General features: G+C 60.3%; 2 protein-coding genes and 1 pseudogene. All 3 read left to right on the forward strand.

Features of this window, described 5'->3' with window-relative positions; all coding sequences use genetic code 11:
• Nucleotides 1-573: pseudogene (gene tssI, locus EA796_RS22800) on the forward strand (type VI secretion system tip protein TssI/VgrG); the annotation flags it as partial.
• A gap of 157 nt (nt 574-730) precedes the next feature.
• Nucleotides 731-1,306 carry a DUF4123 domain-containing protein gene (locus tag EA796_RS22805; protein ID WP_256679249.1) on the forward strand — a complete coding sequence of 192 codons (576 nt, stop codon included), beginning with the start codon at nt 731-733 and terminating at the stop codon, nt 1,304-1,306.
• The coding region (locus tag EA796_RS22810) for a toxin VasX (protein WP_122110277.1) at nt 1,303-3,878 on the forward strand (2,576 nt) is incomplete at its 3' end. The genes EA796_RS22805 and EA796_RS22810, both read left to right, overlap by 4 nt.

The raw sequence follows: 3,878 nt of genomic DNA on the forward strand, positions 1-3,878 counted from the left end.
AAGGTGCAATTCTTCTGGGATCGCGAAGGTCAGGCCGACGAGAAGACCAGTTGCTGGCTACGGGTCAGCTCCAGCTGGGCCGGCGATCGCTACGGCGCCATCACCATCCCGCGTATCGGGATGGAAGTGCTGGTCACCTTCCTCGAAGGCGTCCCCGACCAACCGCTGGTCACCGGCTGCCTGTACCACGCCGAACATGTGGTGCCCTACGACCTGCCAGCGAACAAGACCCGCAGCGTATTCAAGACCCTCAGCAGCCCCGGCGGCGGCGGTTACAACGAACTGCGCATCGAAGACCGCAAAGGCGCCGAACAGATCTACGTCCACGCCCAGCGCGACTGGGACGAGAACATCGAGCACGACCAGAAGATCCGCGTCGGCAACGAACGCCACGACACCGTCGAGGCCAATGCCTACAGCCACTTCAAGGCCGAAGAACACCGCACCACCCACGCCGACCGCAAGACCGAGATCAAGGCCAACGACCACCTCACCGTCGGCGACAGCCAGCACATCAAGCTGGGCAACGGCCAGTTCATCCAGGCCGGCCAGNGCCGGGCAATGGCTCGGGGGCGGCGCCGGTGTTGCCGGGGGCGGCGAAGCCGGCGGATGCGGATGTGCCGGGAATTCCACTGGAAGCCCTGGTAAAACAAAACATGCTGTTTCGCAGCACCCGAGCTGGCGTATGTGAAGTGTGCGAAGCCGCTAAGGCATCAAAGGGAGATAAGGCATGAGCGCTCCAATGCCCGATGGGGGCGGTGCCATTCTGCTCGACGGAGCTCGTTACGAGAGTGCGACGGCGTGGCTTTATCAGTGCTTCCCTAGCCATCAACCAAGACCGTTATTGCTCGGTACGGCCTATGAGCCCATAGCGGACGCTGGCCCGATTTTGCTGGATGCTCCGGTTGGCAGCATGGCCTATGACGCCTGGAGACACGGAACCGAAATCAAGGATGGTCTCTGGCTGGAAAGCGATGCTTCGATGGACGATCTGCAGCGCATACTGCAGCGCCGCCTGCGCATCTTCACTCCAGAACATCGCGAACTCTGGCTACGCCTGGGTGACGCCCGGCCTCTGTATCAGGCATGGCGGCGCGAAGCGCAATGGCCGGTGGGATTCTGGCACCGAATCTCACGCATCTGGCTTCATCACGAAGGCACAATCTTCTGTGCCTGGCAAAACGAACGGCCCGAAAAAGACGGGGCGCCAGCCGAACTAGATCTCGCCGCGCAAATGACGCTCGACTGGCGACTGCTGGAAGCACTTGCCGAACAGGACGACACGGCACAGGAGGCTCTTCTATGACTGCTCAAACTCCCGCCCCATTTAGCTTGACGGTCGCTGGATGCCCCCTGCTCAGTGCTGTACTCCCGCTACGCTATGCGCTCGGCCCGACCCTGACAGTGGATACCAGCGCCTATGGCTTGCCAGCTGTACAGGGAGACTTTCCGGCAATAGGCGATTACTTCGAGCCCCTTCAGGGCCGTCCGCTGAACTACACCGCTCGTCTGTTACGCGATGGCTGGCTGTACGTCTGGCAGAGCGGCCTAAAACAACTGGTCGAGTACCGTGTCAACGCGGCTGCCTTTACCCAAACGGCTCGCGGCGGCAAAGTCATCGACGCGCGTAGCCTGCCCTATTTACTCCTTCCCGCAGGAACACCGGCCATGCTGGCGTGGTCGCCTCGCCAGTGGAGCGATAGCCAGTTCAACTCAGCCAAGGGAAAAGAGGATGTACGTCAGCGCGTGATGCGCACCATCACCCCTGGAGCAGCACCTTTCAGCGGTCAAGCTCGCACGATTCACGAACGTATCGGCGACTACATGGACGCCAACTGGTATGGCTGGAGTTGCGAGCCCTCTACCAGTCACCGCCCGGCATGGCCAAAGCTGCTCGACGACATGCAGCGCTGCGAGCAACAAGCCTATGCCTTGATCGACGACCCCTGGGGCGTATTGCTGGATCTGGCCAAGCTGCTTCGCGCTCGTCAGCAGGCGTTCAAAGTCACCCGGGAAGTGCACGGCGAAGATTGGGCAATGGCAGGAGTGCTCAGATCTCTGGCAGAAGGCGACTCGCAAATCGGCGGCCAACTGCGCAGCATCACCAATTACCGCCAGCTACAAACTACCTGGCAGCAGCAAACGCAGGAGGAGGAAGAATACAGCGCCGATGTGCGCCGCCTCAGCGAGCTTTGGTCAGCCTGGCTAAATACCCTAGCGCAGCGCGGCCCTGCCAGCCTGGATACTGCCTGTGGCCACTTCGACATTACCCAGCCCGATCCACGTGCAGAGCTGGAACTCCACTTCGCTGCAGCCTGCCTTGGCCCTGCAACAACCGGTCCCGGAGCCAAGGCCATAGCGAATGCCCTGACACTCCAGCAGCAAGAGGGCAAACCCTGGCTGGTTTGGGCGTTACTGGGTTTGGGCAAACGCCTCGGTGTCGGCGAAATCAATTCCCTGGTAGGACTGGCTGACGGCGCAAGAGACAACGGTGCAAGCGCGCTGAACGAAGCACACAAACTGGCGCAATTGCTGAACCAGGCAGCCGATAAACTGGGCCGGCATATTCTGGGTTCGCCATTGGAAGCCCTGTTTACAGCGCTCGCTCCCATCGTCGGCCTGGGCCTGCAAAAAGCCGACGACGGCTCCAAGGTCGCCGGGCGCCTCTACCTCGCCGCAGCTTTGGCGCGAAGCCAGCAGCGCCTGGCTATCGAGGCCGTCAGTCAGCGGCAACTCGGCGAATGGATGAGCGACCTGATGGGCACACGCCCTAATCTGCCAGCCCGTCTAAAACCCACACAGCTCAGTGTTGCGGTCAGCGAGGCACTGCCGTTCTTCCGCCTGCTACCGGCCAAGGACTTGCCGCCCCTGCCTACATCCATGGCGGCGGATGTCGACCTCAAGAGGATGCTCGATCTCGGCAAAGGAACGCTAGAAAAAGCACCTATCAAGTGCCTGGTAGCGCTGATGGCAGGGGTGAATTTTATATGGGGCGGGTTACAGCTAACTGAAAAGCAGTCGGGAAAAAATTGGCTGAGTTTTGCGGGAGGATTTTTTGGAGTTTCTAGCGCAATAGCAGCGACCTTGCAAAAAGTTTCTGAAGTCGACTGGGAAGCAGCAGTCAAGCTCAATGGGGCCACGCACATCGCTTCGCAGAAAGCGTTGGCTGATGCACTGGGGGTAGGCGCTAAAGCATCGATCCTACAATCGGTGACCTCGGGCTTCGACGTATTGGTCTATGGCATCGAAGCGCTAGAGAGCTACCAAGCAGGCGACCTGGACACCACAGCCATCAATGCCGGATTGACCCTGGCCTCTGCCGCCAACCTGCGTCTTTACGTGCAGAGCTTCCGGGCTATACGTGCCGCCCGTGCTGCGGTCATCGCTGGCGAGGCTGCCGTCATAGGCCGCGGCGTCAGCGTGGCGCCACACCTGGCCGCCCGCGCTCTGGGGTGGACCATCCTGATCGTCGGCGGAGTAATTGCCCGCCAATATACTCAGGACACACCTCTTGAAACCTGGGTCAAACGTACCCGATTCGGCACCCGGCCTGCCGACTGGTCGAACAGTTACGAAAAGTCGATGACCGAGTTTTACAAGGTAGTATTCCCCATCAGTTTCGAGGCTTACCGTCTCAACGAATTGAATCCATATCGTGGCATGCAAACCACCACCTATGTCTTGCTAAGGCTGCCAGGCAAGAGCGCACTGACTGATGACATGATCCATTTCAAAGGGCACGAAACCTGGGGCAGCTTCTTCGGCTTGGGCGGCACACGCAAGGCCGTGGAATGGACCGGGAAGGACTTCGATCACCACGGCGGCACACGGGTCAAACCCGAACCTGGCGTGGCTGTCTACCGCCGCGTTTATCACGA

This window comes from Pseudomonas sp. AOB-7, from assembly GCF_003696305.1.
Classification (GTDB): domain Bacteria; phylum Pseudomonadota; class Gammaproteobacteria; order Pseudomonadales; family Pseudomonadaceae; genus Aquipseudomonas.